14 protein-coding genes are annotated in these 18177 nt (G+C 69.9%); 10 read left to right on the forward strand and 4 right to left on the reverse strand.

From position 1 onward, the window contains the following. The first annotated feature begins 161 nt into the window (after positions 1-161). A complete protein-coding gene (locus tag OG788_RS00555) occupies positions 162-1796 on the forward strand; it encodes a protein kinase domain-containing protein (RefSeq protein WP_406368363.1) in 1635 nt (544 codons plus the stop codon). 93 nt (positions 1797-1889) lie between these two features. On the opposite strand, the gene OG788_RS00560 is transcribed toward OG788_RS00555, so the two are convergent. The 3 genes from OG788_RS00560 to OG788_RS00570 form a co-directional block, all read right to left on the reverse strand. Then, the gene (locus tag OG788_RS00560; RefSeq protein ID WP_406368364.1) at positions 1890-2096 is read right to left on the reverse strand and encodes a DUF6417 family protein; all 207 of its coding nucleotides are present in this window, start codon (positions 2094-2096) and stop codon (positions 1890-1892) included. A 75-nt stretch (positions 2097-2171) separates the two neighbouring features. Next, complete coding sequence (locus OG788_RS00565; protein WP_406368365.1) at positions 2172-2528, reverse strand: hypothetical protein; 357 nt, start codon at positions 2526-2528, stop codon at positions 2172-2174. A gap of 553 nt (positions 2529-3081) precedes the next feature. Then, a complete protein-coding gene (locus OG788_RS00570) occupies positions 3082-3693 on the reverse strand; it encodes a hypothetical protein (RefSeq protein WP_406368367.1) in 612 nt (203 codons plus the stop codon). A 617-nt stretch (positions 3694-4310) separates the two neighbouring features. Between OG788_RS00570 and OG788_RS00575 the strand changes: the two genes are divergently transcribed. The 6 genes from OG788_RS00575 to OG788_RS00600 are packed head-to-tail and all read left to right on the forward strand — an operon-like array spanning position 4311 to position 12662. Further along, entirely contained in the window at positions 4311-5237 is a 927-nt protein-coding gene (locus OG788_RS00575; RefSeq protein ID WP_406368369.1) for a conjugal transfer protein, read from the forward strand. Continuing rightward, a complete protein-coding gene (locus tag OG788_RS00580; protein ID WP_406368371.1) occupies positions 5234-5569 on the forward strand; it encodes a hypothetical protein in 336 nt (111 codons plus the stop codon). The genes OG788_RS00575 and OG788_RS00580 overlap by 4 nt, the downstream gene beginning before the upstream one ends. Next, positions 5566-6111, forward strand: coding sequence for a hypothetical protein (locus OG788_RS00585; RefSeq protein ID WP_406368373.1), 546 nt, complete (start codon positions 5566-5568; stop codon positions 6109-6111). The genes OG788_RS00580 and OG788_RS00585 overlap by 4 nt, the downstream gene beginning before the upstream one ends. Continuing rightward, entirely contained in the window at positions 6108-8723 is a 2616-nt protein-coding gene (locus OG788_RS00590) for an ATP-binding protein (protein ID WP_406368375.1), read from the forward strand. Before OG788_RS00585 ends, OG788_RS00590 begins: the two co-directional genes overlap by 4 nt. A gap of 1 nt (position 8724) precedes the next feature. Further along, the gene (locus OG788_RS00595) at positions 8725-11514 is read left to right on the forward strand and encodes a hypothetical protein (protein WP_406368377.1); all 2790 of its coding nucleotides are present in this window, start codon (positions 8725-8727) and stop codon (positions 11512-11514) included. Between the two features lie 35 nt (positions 11515-11549). Further along, entirely contained in the window at positions 11550-12662 is a 1113-nt protein-coding gene (locus tag OG788_RS00600; protein WP_406368378.1) for an NlpC/P60 family protein, read from the forward strand. A 134-nt stretch (positions 12663-12796) separates the two neighbouring features. Here OG788_RS00600 and OG788_RS00605 read toward each other — a convergent pair whose 3' ends face one another. Next, entirely contained in the window at positions 12797-13324 is a 528-nt protein-coding gene (locus tag OG788_RS00605; RefSeq protein ID WP_406368380.1) for an SMI1/KNR4 family protein, read from the reverse strand. Between the two features lie 218 nt (positions 13325-13542). Here OG788_RS00605 and OG788_RS00610 point away from each other — a divergent pair, with 218 nt between their 5' ends. The 3 genes from OG788_RS00610 to OG788_RS00620 are packed head-to-tail and all read left to right on the forward strand — an operon-like array spanning position 13543 to position 17677. After that, positions 13543-14190, forward strand: a complete 648-nt coding sequence (locus OG788_RS00610) for a hypothetical protein (protein ID WP_406368381.1) — start codon at positions 13543-13545, stop codon at positions 14188-14190. After that, complete coding sequence (locus OG788_RS00615; RefSeq protein WP_406368383.1) at positions 14166-16775, forward strand: ATP/GTP-binding protein; 2610 nt, start codon at positions 14166-14168, stop codon at positions 16773-16775. The genes OG788_RS00610 and OG788_RS00615 overlap by 25 nt, the downstream gene beginning before the upstream one ends. Continuing rightward, positions 16772-17677: a replication-relaxation family protein gene (locus OG788_RS00620; protein WP_406368385.1), complete on the forward strand. Its 906-nt coding sequence runs from the start codon at positions 16772-16774 to the stop codon at positions 17675-17677. The genes OG788_RS00615 and OG788_RS00620 overlap by 4 nt, the downstream gene beginning before the upstream one ends. The last annotated feature ends 500 nt before the right edge of the window (positions 17678-18177 follow it).

The raw sequence follows: 18177 nt of genomic DNA on the forward strand, positions 1-18177 counted from the left end.
TGCGTCCATGCAACGGTGCGCGGCACGCACTGGAGGGGCGTGAGGCAATGAGCGGCGTGATCTTGGATGCGCCGTGTCGGTTGTGCGGCAGAACTTGAATGTGACAGCCCCTACGATGGGCTACCGCTTCGGCCCGTGCGGTGCCGTTGATCACCAGGGGGATGTACGTGTCCAACCGTGTTCAGTCACTGCAGCCGGGCGATCCGCGCCGCGTGGGGCCCTACCGGATTGTGGGACGGCTCGGCTCGGGCGGCATGGGCACGGTGTTTGCCGCGCTGTCTGCGGCAAGCGAGCGGATGGCTGTAAAGGTCATTCATCCAGCGCAGGCTGCGGACGATGAATTCCGTGCGCGTTTCCGGCGAGAAGTGCAGCTCTCTCAGCGGGTCACCGGCCCATGCCTGGTGCCGTTCCGCGATGCCGACACCGAAGCTGCCCTGCCGTGGCTCGCCACGGCCTTTATCCCCGGCCTTACTCTTGACCGGCACGTGACGCTCAACGGTCCCCTGGTCGGGGCTCATCTGTACGCACTGGCAGCCGGTACCGCAGCCGCGCTCTGCGCCATCCACGCCGCGGACGTGGTCCATCGGGACGTGAAGCCGCCCAACGTGATCCTGGCTCCGTCCGGCCCGCAGGTGCTGGACTTCGGCATCGCCCACGCTTTGGACGGCACCTCGGTCACCCGTACCGGAGTGATGACGGGTACACCGGGCTGGATCAGCCCCGAGCACTACCGCACCGGCGCCGTCGGCCCCCACGGCGACGTGTTCGCCTGGGGAGCCCTCGTCGCCTACGCCGCGACCGGCCGTCTGCCCTTCGGCAACGGCGCTGCCGACGCTGTGGCCTTTCGCGTCATGTCGGCCGAGCCGGACCTGGACGGCGTGCCGGCCGACCTGCTGCCTCTGGTCGAAAATGCCCTGTCGAAGGAGCCAGCCGACCGTCCCAATGCCACGCAACTCGCTTCTTCGGCAGCCGAATTGCTCGCCTGCCAGGCAACCGCTGTCACCACGCCCGACGACGGCTGGCAGCCCACGCTGATATCCGACCTGATCGGCAGCCTGCGCTGGGATCCGGCACCCCAGGACGATGCCTCCTGGCCCGCCCCGACACGGCATCGCAACCGGGCCCAGCTCTACGTAGCCGTCGCCGCGGCCGCTGCGATCCTCGGCAGCATCGGCGGAGCCGTGGCCGCCTCCCAGTCGTCCGACGACGACCCCGGCGCGGGCCCTGCAGCACGCAGCGGCCAAACCACCTCGGCGGCCACCGTGGACGCCGTCACCAAAGAGTCCGCCCCTCAGTCCTCGAGTCCCGCCGGGTCCACACCCTCAGCGCGAGCCGCATCACAGACCCCGCAGCGCAGCGTTGCCCCCTCCCCCGCCTACACCCGCAGCGATACCACGCAGCCCACTATTGATGAATGGGCCGACGCTCGGATACCGGTCACCGTGGCTGAGAAGAAGGCGGCTCGGCAACTGATCAACGACGCAGCCCCCGTCCTCCAGGGACAGCAGTACCTGGACGATGCCATCACTGTCACCTTCAACCCCCAGGCGCAGACCATGTTCGTCACCTTCGGCCCCGGGACCTACCCCGAGGGGCAGGACTACCGCGACGACACCGAATGGACCGACGTCGTCCGCGGCCTGATGTTCGGCAGTTGCAGCGAAGCCCAGCAGGACTTCCACAACGACCCCACCTGGCCCTACGGCCGCGCCGCCGTCGTCTACCGCGAATCCATGGCCAGCCCCATCATCACCAACTTCCGCGACGTCACCCACATCGACAGCTGCCGCGTATAGAAGACCCCTGCCCGTGCGCCCGCATCGCGGGACGATCCCCGGACGTACGGGGGAGCTCTCCCCTCAGAGGCACTCTGTCCGGTGGCTGCGCGGTCAGTTCTCCGAGGGGATGCGCGCAGCGATCTCCCGCGCCAGCCTGTCCGCCTGCGGCGACAGCGGATGGCCGTCCTGCGCGATCGTCAGCAGGAGCCGGAGCTGGTCATGCGCCTCCTGCAACGTCAGCAGGGCCAGCCGCTCAGTGGTGCCGTCCAACGGCGCGAAGTCGATCGCGTCGAGATCGAGGTGGTCGTAGTCGTCCATGGCCTGGTCAACTCCCCCGCCCGGATGCGCGTCACGGGCCGACCGTACCTGCGCGGAGCTTCATCCATCAGATGGTCAGCCCTGGGTCGGGTCTTGTAGCTCCCGGCGGACCGCTGCCCGGAATTCGAGGGCGATCTGACGCATCTCGGCCACGTTGTCGGCATCGCTGGCAGTGATCCAACGGGCTGCCAGGTCTCTTACCGTGTCGCTTCCGAAGGCCCACAGCGCAGTGGCCGCCTCGGTGGTCAGTTCCACTCTCCTGACCTTGGTCCAGTGACCTTCCACTTCCTGCAGTTTCTGCAGCTGCCCGAGTTCCTTGTACCGCTCGCGCCGCAGGTCGAGATCGATCACGCGCAGAGCCCCGAAATACGCTTCCCGGCGTTCCTGCCACAGTCTGGCCCTGCGCTCCGCCTGCTGGGTACGCGCCAGCATGCGTTCCGCGTGCCGGCGTCCCTGCGCGCCAGCCAGCCACGTGAAGGCCGTCCCTGCCACACCGAAGAGCCCAGCTGCCGTTGTCCCCACCCAGTCCCACGCCACAACGGCATGGTGAAGGGCTCACCGCGCCCCGTCCAGAGCACCCGCACCTCGCGACATTTGCCGAAGCGGTACTCGAAACAGACTCCCTCGATTGGCTGCGCACAGCACTCGGCGAAGGCAACACAAAGCAGGCCTGATCCACCTGGTGTGGTCTCTCAGATGACGCGCGGCACGAGCAGGCGACCAGGTACCCGCCTGTACCCACTGCTGGCCGGACAGCGCGCTGGGATACATCGAGGGCTGACGCTAGGCTCGGCCCGCGGCAGGCGCGTCATCTGACATCCCTCGGGATGCGTGGGCTGTAGCCATACGCCTGCCGCACCTCACGCACTCCGCGGCTTCCGGCCGGTCTTCCGGACCATCCCCACACGTGCGGGGAGCAGACGTCGTCGCCGATGCCCCAGATGATCCCTCGCCCGGTTACACCGGGCCTGCACGTGTCGAACGGCTATCGAGGGCCGGAGCTGAACTTCGCTGCCTGGTGCACAAGTTGGAGCATCAGCGTCTCTCGGGCGATCAGCGCGGGCGAGACGGAGCGGGTGTCTTGGACCTGGAGCAGCATGGCGACGTCCCACATCAGGCCGTGTCCGATTTCGGCCGCGCGCCACAGTTCGTAACGGCTGTCGGTTGGGACGTCGAGGTGGAGGAGTTGGTCCTGCAGAGTGGCGAGGCGTTGTGTGTACTGGCAGGCGGCGTCGCCCTGGATGCGGCGGACGTGCGCAGCATCCTTGGCGTCCAGGTGGTCTTCCAGTCGCTCTATGAGCAGCGGGACGAGCGCCATGGCGGGCAGGGCGACGTCGACGGCGAGGCCGGCGTGGATGGAGAGCAGGCCGACGAGCAGGCTGACGATGACGGCGTAGGCGGTGGATCGGCGTATGGATCCGGGTAGCGCACGGCCCAGGGTGATGCGCCGGCCCGGACGTCCGGCCAGCCGGTAAAGGACGGCGCGTTGGGCGCGCGTGGTGCCGGGGGTGACGACGCCGATCTCGTGGGGGATTTCGGGGAGGGTGCCGTCGCTAGGAATGGTCCAGGAGATCCAGCCCCAGCGCGTGGGTTCCATCGCGAGTACGGGTTCGCACGCGGCGGAGCATGCGGCGCTGAGCTGATGGCCGGTTCGCAGAGCGCGGGCTTGCTTCGTGTCCCACCGGTTTGGGGCGTGTGGGAACGGGCGTAGGTCCTGATGCGTGTTGCGCATGTCGCCAGCTCACTCGTCGGCCCCGACCAGATTGGCGTCCACCGGACCCGACCGCCGGTCACGGTCTGACAACAGGCCAGGGTCGGGTTCGTGGTCGGGCTCATGGTCGGGCCGACCACGGGTGCGCAGGGTGCCGCCTCGCCCACAGTGCGCGGCCCGATTGCGCACCGCGGCGGCGGTGCGCAATGACGGCAGTGCGCGGCTGTTGCGCACCGAGTGGACGCCTGTGCGCATTGGCTCGGCCCGGTGGTTGCGCAACGGCTGTGGCACTCCGATCTGATCGCTCGCCATGGTGGCTGTCTCGTGCCGAGCGTGCGCCGCCCCGGGCCTCGTTTGGGGCGTGGTGGGGTCTGTGGTCGGGCCGACCATGGGGTTTGTGTCGTCATCGAGACCGTGGTCGGGGTCGGATGGTTGGTGGTCGGGTCGGGGTCGGTGGGTCTGCTTTAGGTCATCAACAGTCGTTCTGACCTGGGAGTTTGAGCATGCCTCCTGACAAGCTGGCATCCGAGGGCGCAGCTGGCCCCGTTGCCGCGGGCGTGGCGCTGGAGAGGATGCGGCGTCGCGTACGCCTTTCTCGCTTGGCGGCCTGGACCGCTATCGCGGCCGGCCCAATCGCCCTGTGCGTCGCCGTCACCTCAGCCCCGACCACGGTGCAGGCCGCGACCCCCCGCCCGGCCCTGGTGCGCACCGGGGCACCGAGTTCCGACCCCGCCGGGTATGCGCAGCTGTTTCTCGGCGCGTGGCTGCGCAGTACCGCGGATGACGCCACCAGTGCGCAGGCCCGGCTTGCGCAGTCGATGGCGCCGAATGTTGAGCTGCCCGACCTGGCCGAGGGTGCGCAGTCACGGCCGGAGTCGGTGACGGCGGTGCGCAGTGCGCAGCGCAAGGGCGGTGTGTGGTCGGTGACGGTGGCTGCGCAGTACGCGGACGGCCGGCTGTGCAACTACGCCGTGCCGGTGGTCGCCGACCGCGCGGGTGGTTCGTTCACGGTGACCGGCGCTCCTGGTGTGGTGGCCGGACCGGTACGGGCGGACGCGCCGCAGTCGCCGTACCGGGTGAGCGTCCCTGACGGTGATCTGTCGTCCTCGGTGGGCGAGTTCCTGTCCGCGTACCTGGCCGGTGCGGGAGAGGTGGACCGGTATCTCGCGCCTGGTGTGAGGCTGTCGGCGGTGACGCCTGCCCCGTATTCGAGGGTGATGGTGCAGCAGGTGCGGGCGGTCGAGGAGGCCGCGGCTGCCGAGAAGGTGGCTGTCGACGGTACGGCGGTGCACGTCCTCGTCGAGGTGGAAGCCCGCGACGAGGACGGGCGGTGGCCGCTGGCGTACGAGCTTGCGCTCACGGCCCGGTCGGGCCGGTGGGAGGTCACCGGCCTGGAGTCCGGGACCGTTCAGGACGGGGGCCGGTCATGACGCCGGTGCGCGATCTGATGCTGGCCGGTCAGCTCAACGATCTGGGCGACAGCTGGATCACCATGTTCAAGGACTGGGCGGACAAGGGCCTGCAGGCCGGGCTGGTCTGCATCGTGGTCGTCGTCATGATTCAGCGGTTCAGTATCAAGGCCGGTATCGCCGCCCTGCTGGCGCTGGTGGTCGCGTTGGGTTTGTACAACTCGCGCAACGACCTGGCGAAGATGTTCGAGGACGAGGTGAACAACCCGTCCCAAGGCGCCCCGGCGGTGCCGGGCCCCGCACCGGCGCCGGAGCCGGGTGAGCACGTCGCCGGTACGGAGGTCCGGCTGTGAGCGGTAGCGCGGCCGCTGGACGGTCGGGCCGGTTCTACACAGCTGCGCGCCGCCACCCGTGGGTGCTGGGCAGGGTCGCCGACTGGAAGATCCCCTTGGGGCCGTACACGCCTGCGCAGATCGCGGTCGCGGTCGGCGGCGGTTTCGTCCTGTTCAAGACGATCGCGGTGTGGTCGTGGATGGGGCCGGTGCCGGTCGTGGCGTGGGTGCTGGCGATCTGGGCGGTGCGCCGGCCGAAGGTCCGGGGCCGCGCGCCGTTGCAGGCGGCTCTCGGGTGGGTGCTGCTTGCCTGGCAGCCGTCCGGTGGCCGTCTCGGCGGTCGCGCCGCGCGCGACCGCGCGGCCCGTCCGTTCCTCGGGGGTTTCACCATCGAGGACGCGCCCGCACCACCTCCTCCAGCGCGGTCGCCGTCCCGCACGCCTGAGCGGTCTGCCGGTCCTCGCCGTCACGCGGCAACGGCGCCTCCCCCTCAGGCCGCCCGGCCCGTGTCGGGTGTGCAGCAGCTGCTCGCGCTCGCCGAACAGGCCGGGGGTGCGCGGTGAGAGTGCCGATCCGTCACATCGCCGGGCACCTGGTCTGGTCGGCGCAGGGCAGTGTGTGGGCTGTGTACCGGCTGCACCCCGGTCCCGACGGGCAGGGGCGCCGTGAGGAGAGCGTGCAGGGCACCTATGTGCCGGGTGCGGTCCGTGACGAGCAGCTCGCCAAGATCACGCACCTGGTTCGGTCCCTGTCTGGGGCGCCGCGTCTGTTCGGGCTGTGCGCCCAGGTCGATCCGGGCGAGGTCGCACTGCGGATGATCGAGGGCATCGAGCCCGCCGACGCCATGCAGGATGACGGGCTGCATCCGTGGGTGGAGAACGTCGAAGCCACCTTGGATCTGCTCGGCGAGCAGGAGATGCACCACCGCACCCTGTGGCTGGCTGTGCCGCTGACGACGGAGACAGCTGGCTTGCGGATGGCGGCGTCGATGGGTTCGGTGTGGGCGGAGCTGGGGCCGGCGCTGGGGGTTCGGCCTGTCCCGGTGGGACGGCGTGAGGTGAACGCCTACCGGGAGCAGGCCTCCCGGGTGGAGGCGGCGCTCGCCGGCGGGATCGCGTTTCGGCCCGCCCGCCCCGCGGAGATCGTGTGGATGGTCCAGCACGCTCTGCAGCGCGGACTGGCGGAGCCACTGCTGGCCGAGGCCGAAGCGAGCGCACTGTACGGCGGGCAGGTCCGCGATGGTGTCCTGCACTCCCCCAGCTACGCCGACCTCGGACAGGTGCGACTGCAGGAGGGCGGCATCGACCCCGCTCTGGACGACGTCGACGACCTAAAGGGCGGGGGGCAGATCGCCCGGTCGGGCCGAGGCGCCTGGTGGCGACTGAACACCTCCTCGCCACTGCGGCGGCGCTGGCTCCAAGTCGAGTCCGACGCCGGCACGGGCTACCAGGCGCAGTTGGCGCTTGCCGAGTGTCCCCCCGTCGTCAGTCAGGATGCCGCGGACCTGTTCGCCCAACTGGAGATGCTCGACTTCCCGGTCGACTACACCGTCGACCTCACGCTGGTGCCGGCGGAGAAGGCGCGCGACCAGGTGCGGCGTAAGAAGAACGAGTTGATCGACCAGGCCGACCAGTACGACGCCCGCCCCACCGGCATGCCTTCCTCGCTGAGCGACGCGGCCCGCGACCTGGGCGAGCTGGATGCCCGGCTGTCGCGTACGTCGGTCGAGGTCGAGGTGCAGTCGGTGACCGTGCTGACGGTGTGGGGTCCGACCGCGGCCGTCTGCGACGCGCGGGCCCGCGCCCTGGCTGCGCTGCTCGGAGGCGCCGACTACCGGGCGGTGCGCCCGGCCGGTCTGCAGGAGGCGCTGTTCACTCTGGGTCTGCCCGGGACGGTACGGCCGGGTGCGGTGCGGGAGTTCACCCAACATCAGGTCTCCGAGGACTGGGCTTTGGGCGGGGCCTTCACCACAACGGAGGTCGGCGACCCGAACGGCATGTTCCTCGGCATCGATCTGGACTGCGGCACCACTCGCCCCGTGATGATCAATGTTGCGGATGCGCCGAAGCAGGACGCGTCTGCGTCGATGGGCGTCGTTGGTGACCTCGGAGCGGGCAAGAGTGTCCTGCAGAAACTCGTCGCGGAGTCGGTGTGGGCGCGGGGCGGCTGCGCGATCTGTATCGACCGCACGCCCGTCCGGGAGTGGGCGACGTTTGCCCGGACCGCGGCGAAGGGCCGGGTTCAGATTATCGACGCGGCCCAGGCCGAGGTCTCCATCGACCCGTTGCGCATGTTCGCGGGCCCCGAGGGACGCCACTACGCCCTGTCCTATCTCACCCTGCAGCTCGGGATCGGCCCGATGAGCACCCATGGGGAGGTGCTGCACCACGCGGTGGAGCAGGCTGCGGCGAGCGATGCCCCTTCCATGCACCGTGTCCTTGAGGTCCTCGAGGAGATGGGCGCGAGCGAGGCGGGCAAGCGGCAGGACGCGGCCGCCACCCTGGCCGGCCTCATCCGTGTGGTGGCTGGGAACTCCCTCGCCGCGATGGTGTTCGACCCGGGCCTGCCGCCGGTGCGGCTGGACGCCTCCAGCGCCTCCGACATGATCGTCATCACGACGACCGGTCTGACGCTGCCGCCCAAAGCCGCGTTCGACAAGCCCGAAGTCCTGCACCAGCAGCCGCTGGAGGCGCTGATCGGCCGCGCGGTGCTGTACCTGATCGCCGCGATCGCCCGGCAGACCGCGTTCGAGGACCCTGACCGGTTCACCGCCGTGGTCCTGGACGAGCTGTACTGGCTCACCTCGTCGGCGGAGGGCACCGCTCTGGTCCACGAGATCCTCCACGACGGGCGCAAGCACGGCGCCGGCCTGCTCGCCGGATCCCACGATGCCCGGGAGCTCGGCCCGGACAGTGGTCTCATGGCCTACCGGGCGCTGGCCCGCACCGCGGACCGTGAGCGCGCCCGCCGGGGCCTGGAGTTCGTGGGTCTCGACCCCAACGATCCGGCGCTGTTGCGACTGGTGACCACCGGCCTGTCCCCGGTGGGACAGCGGGGCCGGGAGGGCGAGTTCCTCCTAACCTGTCCCCGGCAGAACACCGGCCGGGTGAAGACCGTCATTCCCCGCATCGACCGCATCACCGCCTCCATCACCACCACGCCCGGGCGGCGCTGACATGGTGCGTCCAGACCGCGCAACCCTGCGCTCCGCCGGCTTCGTTCTGCTGCTCACCACGGTGTTCGTCGTGGTGAACAGCCAGGTCGTCTACGCGGCAAGCAACAGCAGCAGCGAGAGCGGCGACCTGCTGGCCCCGCTGAACATCACCTCCTCCGAGGGGGTGCCGATCAACGGGTACGAGCTGAGCTCTTCAGGCGGCTCCATCATCGCGTTCAAAACTCAGGCCCTGGCCTTTGCGCTCTCCGGTCTGTTCACGCTGATCCGGCTCCTGGTCGGACTGGCTGGGTGGGCGATCGAGTTGGCCTTCCGGTTCCCGCTGCTGAAGATCCTGACCCGTCCCGCGCAGAAGGTCGCGGACAGCTACAACACCGTGGTCGTCGACACGCTCGGCCTGAAGGGGCTGCTGCTGGCCTGGGCGTTCGTGTTCGCCGGATTCATGATCGTGCGCGGCAAGGTGGGCCGGGGTCTGGGCGAGATCTTCTTGACGCTGCTGATCGCGGCGTTCGCGGCGTCGACGTTCGTGCGCCCCGACTACCTGCTCGCGCAGGACGGGCCGCTCGGTCAGGGCCAGCAGGTGGCCGCCGAGGTCGCCCAGCAAAGCGTCAACTCCTATAACTGGGGCGGCAAACTCGCCAGCATGGGGCCGTGCGACGGGATGGCCGGCAACGCTGAGCTCAAGTGCCTGGAACGTGAAGGGGAAAGCCCGGTCTCGGCCGCCGAAGTGGCCCGCCCCATCCAGGACTCGATCACCAACGCGCTGATCGTCAAGCCGTACATGCTCCTGCAGTACGGACGCATCCTCGACCCGGCCAGGACAGGCGACCGCAAGGCTTACGCCCTCCACCTGAAGTGGATCACCGGCGGGTACATGGCCCCAGAGGGACCACCCTCGGACAAGGCGAAGCGCGCCTGCAGTCTGATCCGCGGACCAGGCAAGAAGTTCTGCGAGAGGGACGCCGACGGCAAGCCGCCGACCAGCAGCCACGACATCGACGATCTCCCGGCGTTCACGCCCGGAGGCGAACTCCTCGGCGCTTCCAACGCGATCATCACCGACGAGGACCAGGCCTTCGCGGCGTTCCTCGGCGACATGAAGAAGGCTGGCCCGGTCGGCAAGTCGTGCGCCGCCTACGCGGAGAAGCCGACCTGGTGGCGGGTCGGGGGCGCCGCCCTGCTGCTGATCGCAGCGTTGTTCATCTGCGGCATGCTGCTGTCCTCCGCCATCGTGATGCTGGGCACGCAGGCCGCGTGTGCGGCGGCCGCGGCCGCCGGGGGCGTCACGTTCGTCGCGGGCATGTTGCCCGGGCCAGCCCGCCAGAGCGTGTGGAAGTGGCTGTCGGTATGGGGCATTTCCGTGCTGACGCTCGTCGGAGTCTGCGCCTTCGTCCCCTTCTTCGGTATCGCTGTGGATGCCACCATCACCGACGGGCCCGACCTGATGGTGGAGCGGATCCTGCTGATCGATGTGCTGGCCATCGCTGGTGCGGCCGGTCACCGTCGGCTGCTGACGGGCATCACGTCCTTCGGCCGGCGCATGGCGATGCGGATGCGCTACGCCAAGGTCGGCGGCTCGCACATGCCCGGCGACACCTCCGAACTCGGCGCCGCTCTCGCTATGAACTCCCCCGCTGGGCTCGGTGGATACGGCGGTGGCCTGCGCTCTTTGACCGGCGGTGGGGGCGGCCGGTTCGGGCTGCTCGGCACCCGCCACAGGCTCATGGGTGCGCTGTCCTCGCTGGCCGATGGGACGGGTATGCCGGTGGACACCGGTCGCATGGTCGCCGATGCCACGGCGGAAGCCGGGCGTGGGCTCGCCCCGCTCACCGCGGCGGCCGCCGTCGGCGGGGCCGGGGCGCGGCTCGGTATCAAGGGCGCTCACTGGCTGCTGATCGGCCGGCGGCCCGACCGGGAGCAGTTGGCCAAGTGGCGCAAGCCGACCGGCGCCGGTGACCCGGCTGCGGGCGGCCCCTCGGACGGTGGGGGAACCGGTTCGGGCGGTGGCGGTCCGCGCAGGCCTGGCGGTCCGCCCGACCGGTACCGCACTAGGGACGGCAAAATCGTCAACCGCCGCTCGGGAGAGACCCTGCACGACCAGAACAGCGACCGCACGCTGCTCTCCACACGCGCCCACAACCGGCTGGTCCGCTTTCGCGGGTATCGCATCCTGCGCCGGGGTGGCCGTACCGCGTATGGGGCGACCGTCGGTCTGCCGGCCAACGTCCGCCGGGCAGGTTCGCAGTACGCGCAGGATGCCCGACAGCAGGTACGGGTGTGGGGTAACACCGTCCGTGAGGACGGCCGCGCCTGGGGGGACACGGGCCGTCACGTCTCCCGGGTCCTGCGGGAACACACCGATGACAGCGGCGGGACCGGTCCGTTCGTTAGCCGCCGCCTACCGACCGCAACCTCGCCGACCGCAACGTCGCCAGCCGCGACTACCCGCCCGCCTGCGCCGGCACGACCTGCCAGGTACGGCGGATCCACGGGCGGCACCGTCCCGCCTGCCTCACCGACCCGTGCCCCAGCCTCTGGAGCCGATAGCACCGCGGCACCGCCGCCTGCCCCCACGCCGCCGCTGCGGGGAGGCAACCCACCGCGGCCTGCGGTGAGCCGTCGGCCGCAGGGGTCGGCTCTTCCCGGGATCGGGAGCGTACGCAGCAGTACACGCGCCGAGGCGACGGCCCAGTGGCAGGAACTGATGCGGAGGACCGCGCCGCCCGAGGCCGAACAGGTGCGGCTGAAGCAGGAGCGGGCCCGGCGGCGGGCCGAGGCCGGTGAGGACACGTGAGGCCGCCCGGGCGTCGTGTCCGGCGGTGGGGATGCATGGTGGCGCTGCTGATGTTCGCCGCCGTGTGCTGCGCCGCGCCGGTGTCGAATGCGATCAGCGCGTACGTCGCGCTGAAGACGGGTGCACAGGGCGACGGCGGAATCGCCGAGGGCGGCAGCGCCGCCGACATCCCAGCGCGCATGCTCACCGCCTATAAGAAGGCGGTCCAGCAGGTCGGAAAGCATGTGCCGAAGTGCCAGGGCATGCGCTGGCCGATCCTGGCCGGGATCGCCAAGGTCGAGTCCAACCACGCCGTGGGCCGGGGGATCGCTGACAACGGCGACATCCGCCCGCGCATCTACGGCGTCCTCCTCAATGGCTCCGGGGCCGGCGGTAACACCACCGTCTTCCCGGACACCGACAACGGCCGCTGGGACGGCACCGCGAATGGCGAGCGGGCGGTCGGCCCGTTCCAATTCCTGCCCTCCACGTGGGAAGGGATCGGCAACGACGCCAACGGGGACAAGCGAGCCGACCCGCACAACGCCGACGACGCCGCCCTCGGTGCCGCCATCTACCTGTGCGGAGGCGGCCGTGACCTCGCCCAGCGCTCTCAACTCAAGTCGGCGATCTTGCAGTACAACCACTCCGACGAGTACGTGGCCAACGTGCTGGGCTGGATCGATCAGTACACGGCGGCCGCCAAAAGTCCGGACCTGGGGAACGTGTCTGGGAAGGCCCGCACCGTCATCGATGCGGCGCTCTCCCAGCGGGGGGTGCCCTACTCGTGGGGCGGTGGCAACGCGGCCGGCACGTCGTACGGGATCTGCTGCTCCCCGAGCGGGAAGAGCGGCGCGAGCATCAAGGGCTTTGACTGCTCCGGGCTGACCAGTTACGCGTTTGCCCGGGCCGGGATTCGGCTGCCGCGTACCGCGGCCGCGCAGGCCGGTGTCGGCACTCGCATTCCCGCCAGCCTCGGCAAGAGCGCCCTACGCCCCGGCGACCTTGTCTTCTACGCCTACGCGCCGGGCCGCGATTCGACGATCTACCACGTCGGGATCTACGTCGGTGGCGGCCAGATGGTCAACGCGCCTCGCCCGGGCACGGTCGTGCGCCTGGACGCGGTCGCCGCCATGTCCGGCTATGCAGGAGGGGCCCGCCCGCTATGACCATGACAGGCTGTTTCCGGCTCACGATGGCGGCACCCCAGGTGCCGTGTTGCCAGCCGGTTGGTCGACCGGCCTTCCCTGCGCTAGCGGTCCCAGCCGGGTCCCTCCCGACAAGAGTCGGGGTCCTTCCTGGCTCAGCGACAGAGCGCCATGATCGTGTCGTCGAAGTTCGGAAATTCCTGGGTGGCCTGCTCGATCACCGTCGCGGCCGGCTGTTCCCGATCCGGGGCGAAATGCCTTGCCACGGCCGCGAATGTCTCGTTGGGATGCGGAGCCCAGTCGGGTTCGTAGTCGGTGGCCGCCTCCCAGGGGCCAAACCCGCCGGCAAGCAGCCACAGGAGATCACCCAGGCTCCGAGCCACCACGCCGGTCTCGCCTTCGGAACCGAGGAAGACAACAGGCTGGCTGACGAGCGGCTCACCGGAGCGCACCAGCCAGAGCGCCGCGTATCCGCCCGAGCCGTCCTGGCCGAACACGCGAAAGGCGTCCCCGTTCAGTTCCGGGTTACCGGTCCACGCCCGGAACCAGTCAGTGGTGTCCTCGGCGGTCAAGAAGGCCGGGAAAGGCTCGAAGTCGATCCCCTCGCCGCCGTTGTATGCGAAGGGCACGGCAAGGGCAGCCGCAAGCGCGGCGGGAACCTGACGATCATCGGTGGAAGGCACGCCGTCAGGCTAGCGATCACCACTGACACCAGCCGAGGGGCACCCGGTGCGACGGTGATCAGCCAGGCAGTCGCCTGTCCGAGGGCCCCGAGCTGGCGTGCTCGAACGCGAAAGTGCTCCCCTCCGCACGCGCCTCGGACGGCGACAGACCACGCAGACATAGCCGCTCACAACTCACCTGGACACCTGCTCATCGCCGCACGCCACGGAGCACGGCGATGAACCGTGAAAGCGAAACCCCCACCTCGCCGCGCTCTCGGCGCCTGCTCATCATCGCCACCGTGCTCCTGACCCTGACCGGACTGTTCATCCTGCTCCTGCCACCCAACAGCCCACGTCCTACCGCTGCCTCGCCCAGACCGCCCGCCACCGTCTCACCCCTGCCATCCGGCTCCGACCCCGCGAAGGACGACACCTTCGGGGCCGCCCGGCCAACGAAACCATCCAGCGCCAACGCATCGGCACTGCCTGCCCACGGCGAGGGCGTCGCCGGTGATCGAGCCATCCAGCAGGCGCTGGACAAAGCATGGCCCGCGGACCTCTCCCCCACTGACGAACGCCAGCTGTGCACGCAAGGCCGATCCCTGCTCCGCGCGGACGCCACCGGGATCGGCCGGGCCCACTGGCCGCACATCTTCGACGACCTGGATCAGGCGCTCGCGCCCGCGTTCGCCAGCGCCCGCTTCCGCGTCCAGGCCGTCATCGCCCGCCGAAACGGAGCGACCGGCCGGGCGGTGGTGCATCTGGTGTGGGCGGGCGCCGACCGGGGCGGCACCTTCACCGACGGCCGCATCACCGACTGGTACTTCACCCGCACCCTCTCGAAGAAGGGAGCCTCGACGTGGAATCCGCAGCCCCGGCACTAGGTGCAACGGCAACCGGCCCTGTCGTCGACCTGCTCACCGAGCTGCTCGCCGCGGCCGGCTGGCTGAGCACGCACTGGTACCTGCTCGCGGCCGCCGCCGCCCTCACGACGATGGTCGGGGAGGCCGTGGTGCGCCGGTACGCGGCGCGGGCATCGTCGCAGCGCATGGCGCTGGAACTGGTGGCGAACCGGCACTTCGAGCCGACTATGGAGGAGATCTTCCGCCACGGTCTGCAGCTCGCCCGTGCATCGGCCGCCCTGCCGTGGTGGGCGCCCCGGCGCGCGAGGGCGGTGCAGATCCGGCTGCGGGCGGACGGCAGCACTCCGCTGCGCTACCGCCTCGAGGGCCCGGCGAGCAGCGAACGGCTGCTGTCCATCAACCCGTTCGGACCGGACGTCACGGTCACGAAAGCCAAGCCGATCGCTGACACGCCGCGCAAGCACACGGTACGCGCGGAGTTCGTCTTGCGTGGCAGGCCGGTGGCGCCGCTGCGGGAGGTGCCGCTGGAGCCGGATCCGTTGCAGCCGCTCATCGACGCGGTGTCCGACCTGAAAGCAGAGCTCGGCGAACTTGCCGAGATCCGGCTCGACATTCAGCAGCCGCCCCGGTGGGCGCTGCGTCTACGCCGCCGTCAGCTGCTCGCCGGCGCGCACCAGGCTGCCCGCGCCGAGGCACAGCGCTCTGCCCGCTGGCTGCGTCAAGGGGCCGGCGGCCAGGATTCGGTGCTCGCGCATCTTCAGGAGCAGCTCAGCAACAGGGCCTCGGGGGCGGGATCGTCGCGGCGGTTGTTCGTCGCGCCGGCGCCGCAGCGGGTGGATGAGAAAGAGGCGTTGGGCAAGCTCGCCGAAGACGACCAGCTGATGCGGGTGCAGTTGCTGGTGGTGTGCGCGGCAAACCAGGAGGGCCGCGCCACGGAGCGGCTTGCGCAGGTGCAGGCCGGACTCGACGTGTTCGGGGGCGGCTCGCGGTGGTTGATGCGCGGGTGGCGGCTGGGTCCGTGGCGGATAGCCGGTGACCACTGGCTCTACCGGTCCAGCTTCGAGCGGCGTTGGCGGCTGGGTCACTGCCGGCCGCCGCGGGCGAACTGGGTGCGGATGCAGGAGCTGACCGGCCTGCTCAAGCCCCCGACCATGCATTGCAGGCTGCCGCTGCTCGCCGCGGAGTTGCCCTCGTTCGCTTTCGGGGACCCGCAGTTGCTGTTGCAGGGCACCTACCGCAGTCCGGACGGGCGGGAGCGTGTGGTGGCCACATACGCGCAGGAGACGTTCTTCGAGGTGGGGGTCGGCAAGGCCGGCGGCGGGAAGACGGAGCGGGCCTTGGCGCAGGCGATCGGCTGGGCGCATGCCGGCGGCGGGCTGATGTTCGTCGATCCGCACCGCGACTCCTGGCCGCGCGCGACCACGTTCCTGGCTCACGAGTCGCTGATGGAGCGCACCTCGCTGATCGACCTCAACGGGCTCGGTCCCTCGCCGCGGGTGAGTTCGTGGAATCCGCTGGGCATGCAGCACGGCCAGGAGGCGCACGAGGTCGTCGAGGCGATCGCAGACGCCTATGCGTCCGCGTTGGGTTGGGACGACGCGACAGCCCCGCGCGCGATCACCATCCTGACCGCTGCGCTGGCCGTCCTGGTCGCTGTCAACGCGGCCGCCTGCCAGGCCGGGCGACCAGAGGACCAGGCCACGCTCTTTCATGTGCGGGCGATGGTCACCGACCCGGCGTTTCGTGCGCTGGCGCTCGCGGTCGCACAGGACCGGCTCGATGAGGAGATCCATTCCTGGTGGCGGACGGTGTTCCCCACCCTGCCGCCCGACGCGTGCGCGGTGGTCCTCAACCCGATGGTCCGCCTGGCCGCCAATCCCGTCACCCGCGCGTTTTTGGGGCAGCCCGTCGGGGTCTACGACATCCGTACGGCGATGGACTCCCGGATGATCGTGTGGGTGTGCCCGGGCGGCAGCGGGCCCACCGACCGGCTGCTGACCGCGCTGCTGGCCCGTGATCTGCTGCGGGCCGGGCGCTCGCGCCGCGACATTCCCGAAGCCCAGCGAGTGCCGTTTCGCCCGTACTTCGACGAGCTGATCACGCTGACTGGTTCGGCGCCGGAGACCATCGCCGCCATGTTCGAGGACTTCCGCAAGTACAAGGTGCACGTCCACGGCATGACCCAGCTACTGGCCCGCCTGCCGACGCCGGTACGGCTGTCTCTGATGCAAAACGCCTCCACCCTGGCCACCACTGCAGGATCGACCTCCGCGATCGCGCCGGTCACCGCCGAGTGGGGCGATGACCCCAGCCCCGAGCGGGTCGCCACCATGGAGCGCTTCGCGCACTACGTGTCCATGAACGTGCACGGCCGCCGCGTCGGCCCGGTGAAGGTACGCGGTCCGCACCTCGACACCGTCTTCGCCGCCCAAGCCCGACCGAAGCAGGTCCCCGATCTGGAACAGGCCGCCCTCACAAACGCCGGCGCCCTTCCCCTGCACCAGCTCACCGAGCGCGCCACCGGCCAGCTCGGACGCGTCCGCTCCTTCCTCGCCGAACACGCCCCCGCCGCAAGCCGAGTCCATCTGTCGAAGGGATACGAATGACCACCGCCCAGCCCCCGCAGAACATCGTGGCGGGGTTCACGCCCAGCCCCGTCGAGCCGCTCGCCCACCAGCTGCTGGCCACCCTCGCCCAGCACCGCATGGCCACCACCCACCAGCTGCACGTCCTGCTCCGCCCGGACCGCACCCGCCAGTCGGTCTCCCAACAGCTCAACACCCTGCGCCGCGAGCACCTGGTCGACTTCGCCGTGCTGCCCCAGGCCCACCGCACCCGCGTCTGGTTCCTCACCCCGAAAGCCGCACGGCTGACGCGGGACTGGCCCGCGCTGCGGGGCCGCCCGCCCTATCCGATCGCCTCGGGCTCCGCCGCCTCGCTGAAAACGCCACACACGCTCACCGTGCTCCGTGCCCACCTGGCGTTCGTTGCCGACGCTCGCCGGCGCGGTGACGAACACGGGCACCTGGACTGGACCCCCGAGGTCTCCCACACGATCGGCGAGGGAGAGCGCGTCGTCGCCGACGCAGTCATGCACTACACCGTCACCAGCGGCGAACACCGCCGCAAATTAAGGGCGTTCGTGGAGGTCGACCGCACGACCATGAGCAGTGAGCGTCTCGCGGCGAAGCTGATCGAGTACGCGCGCCTGTGGTCCTACGAGCCCCCGCCCATGGGCCGGCGCCGGGCAGCCGGGCCGGGATGGCTGCGCTGGTATCCAGTCTTCCCGCGCGTCCTGTTCGTGCTCACCGGAGCCACCCCTTACGTCCTGAACAACCGGATCAGCGATCTGCAGGCCATGGTCGCGCAGCACCCTCTCGTGGGCGCGCTGGCCCAGCAGGTGCCGCTCGGCGCAGCAGTCCTGGACAGCCTCGAACACCAGGGCCCCAGCGGCGATGTCTGGGTGCCTCTGGTCGGCGGCCAGCCGCAGCCATGGACCCAGCTGTGAGTCGGCGGCCTGCCGCGATGGAGTGTCGCAGCCTTGCAACTGCCCCACAAACCACTTGATATTTGCTTTCGCGAACTAGTAATTTACATCCGTACAACGCAGAGCGCGATCCCAATCGCCGCACATGCGCTGAACTTAGGGGATGCCGGATGAAGCAAGCCACTGACACCATTCGCAACCATGAAGGGTGGGCCGAGGATGGATGGCCTGCCGGGACGCGGGCCGTCTCGCACATCGGGAGCGCCTGCGTGGTCTAGGGGATCGGGGACTTCAACCTGGACGACCTGAACCTGGTACGCCACCGATTCCCGGGCCGGCGCGTCACGCTCGACGGAGACGTGATCACCGTGTGGCCGACCCGCGCACCGACCGCACGCCCCCTCCGCGAGGGCACCATCACGCCATACCGCCCCTCGTACGAAAAAAACCGGACGGCCGAAATTTCCGAGCAAAGGGACACGACTACAAATCGACTTCCAGTTTCGGAAGTGACCGAATAC

This window comes from Streptomyces sp. NBC_00647 (assembly GCF_045207245.1).
Classification (GTDB): Bacteria; Actinomycetota; Actinomycetes; order Streptomycetales; family Streptomycetaceae; genus Streptomyces.

What these genes read in the sequence shown, in the direction of transcription:
- OG788_RS00580 (WP_406368371.1), top strand. Translation starts at nt 5,234, where the DNA reads ATGACGCCGGTGCGCGATCTGATGCTGGCCGGTCAGCTCAACGATCTG.
- OG788_RS00570 (WP_406368367.1), bottom strand. Translation starts at nt 3,693, where the DNA reads ATGGAACCCACGCGCTGGGGCTGGATCTCCTGGACCATTCCTAGCGAC.
- OG788_RS00610 (WP_406368381.1), top strand. Translation starts at nt 13,543, where the DNA reads ATGAACCGTGAAAGCGAAACCCCCACCTCGCCGCGCTCTCGGCGCCTG.
- OG788_RS00555 (WP_406368363.1), top strand. Translation starts at nt 162, where the DNA reads ATGTACGTGTCCAACCGTGTTCAGTCACTGCAGCCGGGCGATCCGCGC.
- OG788_RS00600 (WP_406368378.1), top strand. Translation starts at nt 11,550, where the DNA reads ATGGTGGCGCTGCTGATGTTCGCCGCCGTGTGCTGCGCCGCGCCGGTG.
- OG788_RS00595 (WP_406368377.1), top strand. Translation starts at nt 8,725, where the DNA reads ATGGTGCGTCCAGACCGCGCAACCCTGCGCTCCGCCGGCTTCGTTCTG.
- OG788_RS00565 (WP_406368365.1), bottom strand. Translation starts at nt 2,528, where the DNA reads ATGCTGGCGCGTACCCAGCAGGCGGAGCGCAGGGCCAGACTGTGGCAG.
- OG788_RS00575 (WP_406368369.1), top strand. Translation starts at nt 4,311, where the DNA reads ATGCCTCCTGACAAGCTGGCATCCGAGGGCGCAGCTGGCCCCGTTGCC.
- OG788_RS00620 (WP_406368385.1), top strand. Translation starts at nt 16,772, where the DNA reads ATGACCACCGCCCAGCCCCCGCAGAACATCGTGGCGGGGTTCACGCCC.
- OG788_RS00560 (WP_406368364.1), bottom strand. Translation starts at nt 2,096, where the DNA reads ATGGACGACTACGACCACCTCGATCTCGACGCGATCGACTTCGCGCCG.